6 protein-coding genes are annotated in these 5491 nt (G+C 68.2%); 1 reads left to right on the plus strand and 5 read right to left on the minus strand.

From position 1 onward, the window contains the following. Window positions 1–180: 180 nt before the first annotated feature. The 4 genes from EDF31_RS19685 to EDF31_RS20430 form a co-directional block, all read right to left on the minus strand. Window positions 181–1137 (minus strand): DJ-1/PfpI family protein, encoded by a 957-nt coding sequence (locus EDF31_RS19685; RefSeq protein WP_243650187.1) that lies wholly within the window; start codon window positions 1135–1137, stop codon window positions 181–183. Between the two features lie 10 nt (window positions 1138–1147). Then, window positions 1148–2320, minus strand: coding sequence for an MFS transporter (locus EDF31_RS19690; protein ID WP_165901519.1), 1173 nt, complete (start codon window positions 2318–2320; stop codon window positions 1148–1150). Then, window positions 2317–3108 (minus strand): class I SAM-dependent methyltransferase, encoded by a 792-nt coding sequence (locus tag EDF31_RS19695; protein WP_131847764.1) that lies wholly within the window; start codon window positions 3106–3108, stop codon window positions 2317–2319. Before EDF31_RS19695 ends, EDF31_RS19690 begins: the two co-directional genes overlap by 4 nt. Window positions 3109–3172: 64 nt before the next feature. Further along, the gene (locus EDF31_RS20430; RefSeq protein ID WP_243650190.1) at window positions 3173–3433 is read right to left on the minus strand and encodes a hypothetical protein; all 261 of its coding nucleotides are present in this window, start codon (window positions 3431–3433) and stop codon (window positions 3173–3175) included. A gap of 19 nt (window positions 3434–3452) precedes the next feature. Here EDF31_RS20430 and modA point away from each other — a divergent pair, with 19 nt between their 5' ends. Then, window positions 3453–4091 (plus strand): molybdate ABC transporter substrate-binding protein, encoded by a 639-nt coding sequence (gene modA / locus EDF31_RS19700; RefSeq protein ID WP_347812697.1) that lies wholly within the window; start codon window positions 3453–3455, stop codon window positions 4089–4091. A 605-nt stretch (window positions 4092–4696) separates the two neighbouring features. Here the strand turns inward: modA and EDF31_RS19705 are convergent. Then, on the minus strand, window positions 4697–5491 hold a 795-nt coding region (locus tag EDF31_RS19705; RefSeq protein WP_207896313.1), incomplete at its 5' end, for a hypothetical protein.

The following is a 5491-nucleotide window of genomic DNA, read 5'->3' on the forward strand; positions in this document are numbered from 1 at the left end:
TAGGCGGAGAACCGGCCGAAGTGCGCAATCCCACTCGCCGCCGCAGCCGTTCCGACCGGCTGATACGGGTTCGCGAGGATCATCTGTCGTGCCCGATGCAACCGCAAGGGCCTCTGCTCACAGCAGGCGGCAAGCGAGCCCGTCGTGGACGACGGCTGTCGTGTAGCGGTGGACCACCGGCTATCGAGACTCCTGGAACGCAGCTCGGTAGGCGGTGGGAGAGGTGCCGATGATGCTGCCGAAGTGGCGACGGAGGTTCGCGTCGGATCGCAGTCCTGTCGCTTCGGCGATCTGCGTCATCGTCAAGTCGGTGCGTTCGAGAAGTTCCCGGGCGCGGTCGATCCTGGCGCGCAAGACCCACTGCATCGGGGTGATGCCGGTGTCGGCAGCAAACCGGCGTGAGAACGTCCGCGCGGACACATTCGACTGACGGGCAAGCGCCGCGAGGGACAGGTCGTCGTCGAGGTGGTCGAGCGCCCAGGCGCGGGTGGCGGCGAAGACGTCGCCGAGGGGTTCTGGGATGGTGCGGAGCACGTACTGGGCTTGGCCGCCGCTTCGGTAGGGGGCGCTGACGAGGCGTCGGGCGACGTGGTTGGCGAGCGCGACTCCGTGGTCACGGCGGATGAGGTGGAGGCAGAGGTCGATGCCGCTGGCGGCGCCGGCGCTGGTGAGAACGTTCCCGGCGTCGACGAACAGCACGTGCTCGTCGACGTCGACCTCCGGGTACCGGTCGCGGAGGATGTCCGTGTAGTGCCAGTGCGTCGTCGCGCGCCGCCCATTGAGGAGCCCGGCGGCGGCGAGGGTGAACGCGCCTGTCGAGATCGCTGCGATCCGGGCACCGCGTTCGTGCGCTGCGCGGAGCGCTGCGATGACAGCTGGCGGTGTGGTGACCTCGGCGGGATTCCGGTAGCCGGGGACGAGGATGGTGTCGGCCCAGGTAAGAGTGTCGAGGTCGTGGCTGACGGCGTAGGCGAGGCCGTCCCACCCTTCCACGGTGCCGACCTGTTCGGCGCAGACGCGGACCTCGTAGGGCATGCTCGGCCGCTTCGCGAACACGTGCGCAGCGATCCCGACGTCGAGCGCTTTCGCTCCGTCGAGAACGAGCACCGCCACTCGGTGGTCGCGGTCGGTGCTCACGCCCCCGAACCTAGCGCGCTGCGGCGCGTGCACGGGTGGTGACCGCAGCGGCGGTGGCAAGCACGGTGAGCGCGATGATTGCCGCGGCGATGTACACGGCCCGGTACGGGTCGGGAAACGCGCCGAGGGCGGCGATGAGCAGGCCGGCGAGAACGGCTCCGGCGCGGCGGGTGTTGGTGAAGAGCCCCGATGCGAGTCCGGGGCTCGGGAACACGTCCTGGAACACGGTCAGACCGAGGCCGGCGACGGTCGCGAAGAACCAGGCGTTCAGCGGCTGCAGAACGAGGAGCTGCCACGGCTCATGGGCCAGCGCGACGAGGCCGTAGTACGCGACACCGCATACCCACCCGCCAGCGAGGAGGAGCCGGACGGAGCGGTGTTCCTGGAGCCGACCGATGAGCAGCAGTGCGGGGATCTCGAGGAGGGCGGCAGCGCCGAGCGTGATGCCAGCCCAGATGATCGGAGCCTGGAGGTCGCGGGTGACGAACAGGGTCGAGATAGTGACGGTGGCGATGTTCGTCGCCTGCAGGAGCGTGAACGCGCCGACGACACCCCACCGGTTCCACCCGCGGAGCTGCACCAGCAGCCGTGGCCGAGGTGTGGCGTCATCGGTGCGAATTGTCCCGCGTCGGCGGAGGAGCAGGAGCGCGGTGACGACGTTGACCAGGCCGATGCCGGCAAGGAGCGGCAGCGCTGCCGGGGAGCCTGCCGTTCCAGTGACGAGAGTGGCCAGGGGAGGGCCGATGACCCAGGCGAAAGACACGATCGCACGGGTCCGGATGACCTGCGCCGGTGGTGCGCCTTCATGGCGGAGCTGCGCGAACAGCAGCGTGGAGCCGACGCCGGGCGGCCCTCCGAGGATGACCAGCGCGAGTACGACGACCGGGAGCGACGTTGTGACGGCGAGGACCGTGACGAGAGCGACCCCGCCGAGCGCGCAGAACACCAGCGGCCGAAGGTAGTTCCGGCTCCGGTCCGCGAGAGTCGGGATGACCAGGGATGCGACGAACCCGCCGACGTTGTAGAGCCCCAGGACCCAACCGACCTCGGCCGGCGTCGCATCGTAGAGGGTCACGAGGAGCACTGCGAGCAGCGGGTTCAGCACCGCGAACTGCAACGCCCAGAACCACGCAGCGACCAGCCACAGCGCCTTTCCCTGCCGCTGTACCGTTTCTGTCTTCACGGGTGGCCCACCACGAGGCGCAGCGACCCGTCGAACGTCGGCTGGGCGCGCAGGTGTCCGTGCTGGGCGTCCCACGCGACCGTCTCGAGGTCGGCCCGCAGCGCGCGCTCGAAGCGTGCCTCGACGTCCGGACCGACGAAGCTCCAGGCGGAGTTCGCGCGCCTGGCGCCGGGGTCGAGGAGCGCTTCGGGACGGCCGTAGTACGCCTCACTGAATCCGTCGACGCATTCGAGTGGGATCGGTACGGACGCCACGGTAACGGTTCCGCCGAGTCCTGCTCGGAGGTTGTCGATCGACGGGTATCGGCTGGCTTCCGTGGCGATGACCTCGAGTGCGTAGTCGTTGATCCACGACCGGGTGAGCGCGGACGGGTCGCAGGTGAGGATCACGACAGGCCCGCGGGTCACCCGGCGAACCTCGTGGAGCCCAGCCGGCAGGTCCCGCCACTGATGGACGGTGAACGACGCCAGGGCCGCGTCGAAGCTGTCATCACCGAACGGAAGGTCCTCCGCGGTCGCATCGACCGCGGGCACCGACCCTGCGGGGCGTTGCGCACGCATCGTGGCGCTCGGCTCTACAGCGGTCACGTCGAGGTCGGTCGGTTCGTAGGAGCCCGCACCAGCACCGACGTTCACGAGCGTTCGAGCATTGCCGAGCGCAGCCCGGATCGCCGCGGTGAACGCGGGCTCCGGACGCCGGTACTGCCCGTACCCGGCCCCGATCACGCCGTAGTTCGCATCGCCGGCACTGCCATCGGACCCGCTCGTCACTGAACGCTCATCTGTCATGACATCAGCCAACCGCCGAGCCCAAGGACGCCGCCAGCGGTAATCAGGACGACGGCCGTACAGATCACGCCAACCCATGACCACCGGGGCAACCGCATCTTCGTGTTGAATGGCAAAACATCGCCGCATTTGCGGCGCAACCTGTCGAACGGAACCCCGTCATGCCGCACCGCGCCACCCGCCTGCCGACCCTCCTGACCGCGGTCGCCGCGGCGTCGCTGCTGCTTACGGCGTGTTCCGCCGGCAGCACGACAGCCAGCTCGTCGTCGCCGTCGCCGTCCTCGTCCTCGTCCTCGTCCTCGTCCTCTGCGATGGGTTCGATCACAGTGTTTGCGGCAGCGTCGTTGCAGAAGACGTTCACCGAGCTGGGGAAGCAGTACGAGGCCGCACACCCGGGTACGACGATTGAGTTCTCCTTCGCCGGTTCCAGTGACCTCGTGACGCAGATCCAGAACGGCGCACCGGCCGACGTATTCGCGTCGGCTGACGAGAAGAACATGGACAAGCTCGCCACGAACGACCTCCAGGGCTCACCGGCGGACTTTGCGAAGAACACGCTTGAGATCGCGGTCGCGCCCGGCAACCCGAAGAAGATCACCGACTTCAAGGACCTCACCAACGCCGGCGTGCAGGTCGTCACGTGCGCCAGCCCGGTCCCGTGCGGTGCCGCTACCGAGAAGGTCGAGCAGGCGACCGGGGTCACGTTGAAGCCCGTCAGCGAGGAGCAGTCCGTCACCGACGTGCTCGGTAAGGTCAGCTCCGGGCAAGCAGACGCAGGCCTGGTGTACGTCACCGACGTCAAGGGCGCGGCTGGCAAGATCGACGGGGTGACATTCAAGGACGCATCAAGCGCCGTCAACACTTACCCGATCGCGGTGCTCAAGGAGAGCAAGAACCCCGACCTCGCCGCCTCGTTCAGCGACTACGTCCGCTCCGACGCCGGACAGAAGGTGCTCCAGGAAGCCGGCTTCCAAGCCCCCTGAAAACCGAGGCAGGCCGTCCGGTGACCCATCGCCGAGCGGGACAGGCATCCTGCGAGATGTTCGGCTATCGGGGTGCCGGTTCCCATGACGCTGATTACCAGCGATCAGGTCGCTCGTCATGGCCGGTCGCCGCCACAAAGTCGTACGCTCAGGGCGTGGATGCTCGACTCAGCTCCGGGTGTACGGACCACCCTGGCTATGGGCTTGTGCGCTGGACGGCCCGAGAACTGACGCTGCCGGACGGCAGTGTGTTCGCAACCGTCCTTGACACCGCGACGGACAGTGAGGGCATACCCCTCAGCGAAGCGGGCCGCAGCGAACTCATCTTCTGGGAGAGCATGACCGCGTAGCGATCCTCCCAGGGACCCTCACTGCTCCGCGGAAAGGACGACACTGCGGGCTCGCCGACAGCTCCCCCAAGCCCTCTGCCACGCGCTGCGTCCCACAAACCGTCAAGACCACTCGACGAACCGCCAGCCAGGCCCAGACGACATTCCGAGACAAGCGGCACCCGCTTGGATGCTGATGTCACCGACATGGCAATGTGTCTCACGGCTGCATCTCGGAAAACTAAAGCTTTTTAGGACGACAGCCCAGTATTGCCATCAGGCGCAGCTGGTGCGGCCGAGTCCGAGGAAGCGGACGGTGCTGATGCGGACGCTGCTGGCGGAGGTCGTCGTCCACGTCGAGGTGACGTCGGCGCGGACGGTGACACTGGAGGTGCGGAACGAGAAGAGGTCCCAGGAGCTGATCGTGGTGGATCGGGCGGTGCCGGCGCTGGTGTCGCTGCTCGCGACGCCGTCGATGACCGTGGTGAACCGCTCGGGTGCCACCCCGTCGTAGCTCCACCCGATGGTGACCGACCCGTTCGTGTTCGACGTGCACGTCAGCGCAGTGGCCGGGGTCGCGGCCACGGTCGCCATCGTGCTGGGTGCGGTGGCGGTGGCGGCGAAGGCCGCGGCGGCCGCCGAAGCAGGTACCGCCAGCGCCGCGACGGTGCAGACAGAAGTGACAAGGAGTGCCCCCACCGCCCACGGCCGGTGGTCCTGCTGACGATGCCGGGGCCCACGTCGGGACGCCCCCGTCGTCCTGCTCGGATCTGCGACGGCCGGCAGGACGGCGAGTCCAGCGACGAGGACGAGGGCCAAACCGAGGGCCACGAGCGGGCCCGCTCGATGATCCGCAGCCCAGAGGACGGGTGTGCCGATGAGTGGGACACGGAGGTACCCGACTCCCGTGACCGCGGACCGGGAGATGTGTGTGGAGTCGGCGGAGGGGTTCGCGTCGCCCTTCGTGGTGAGGGTTCCGTCGCTGTTGAGGGAGTCGAACCGGTGCAGCCGGAGGGTGCCGACGTGGTCGGGGTCGGCGAAGAGCAACACCTGTCCCTTCCGGAGCTCTCC

Origin of the sequence: Curtobacterium sp. PhB142, assembly GCF_004341255.1 — a bacterium.
Taxonomy (GTDB): Bacteria; Actinomycetota; Actinomycetes; order Actinomycetales; family Microbacteriaceae; genus Curtobacterium.

Coding starts and splice junctions, on each gene's coding strand:
- EDF31_RS19695 (WP_131847764.1), bottom strand. CDS start 3,108: ATGACAGATGAGCGTTCAGTGACGAGCGGGTCCGATGGCAGTGCCGGC.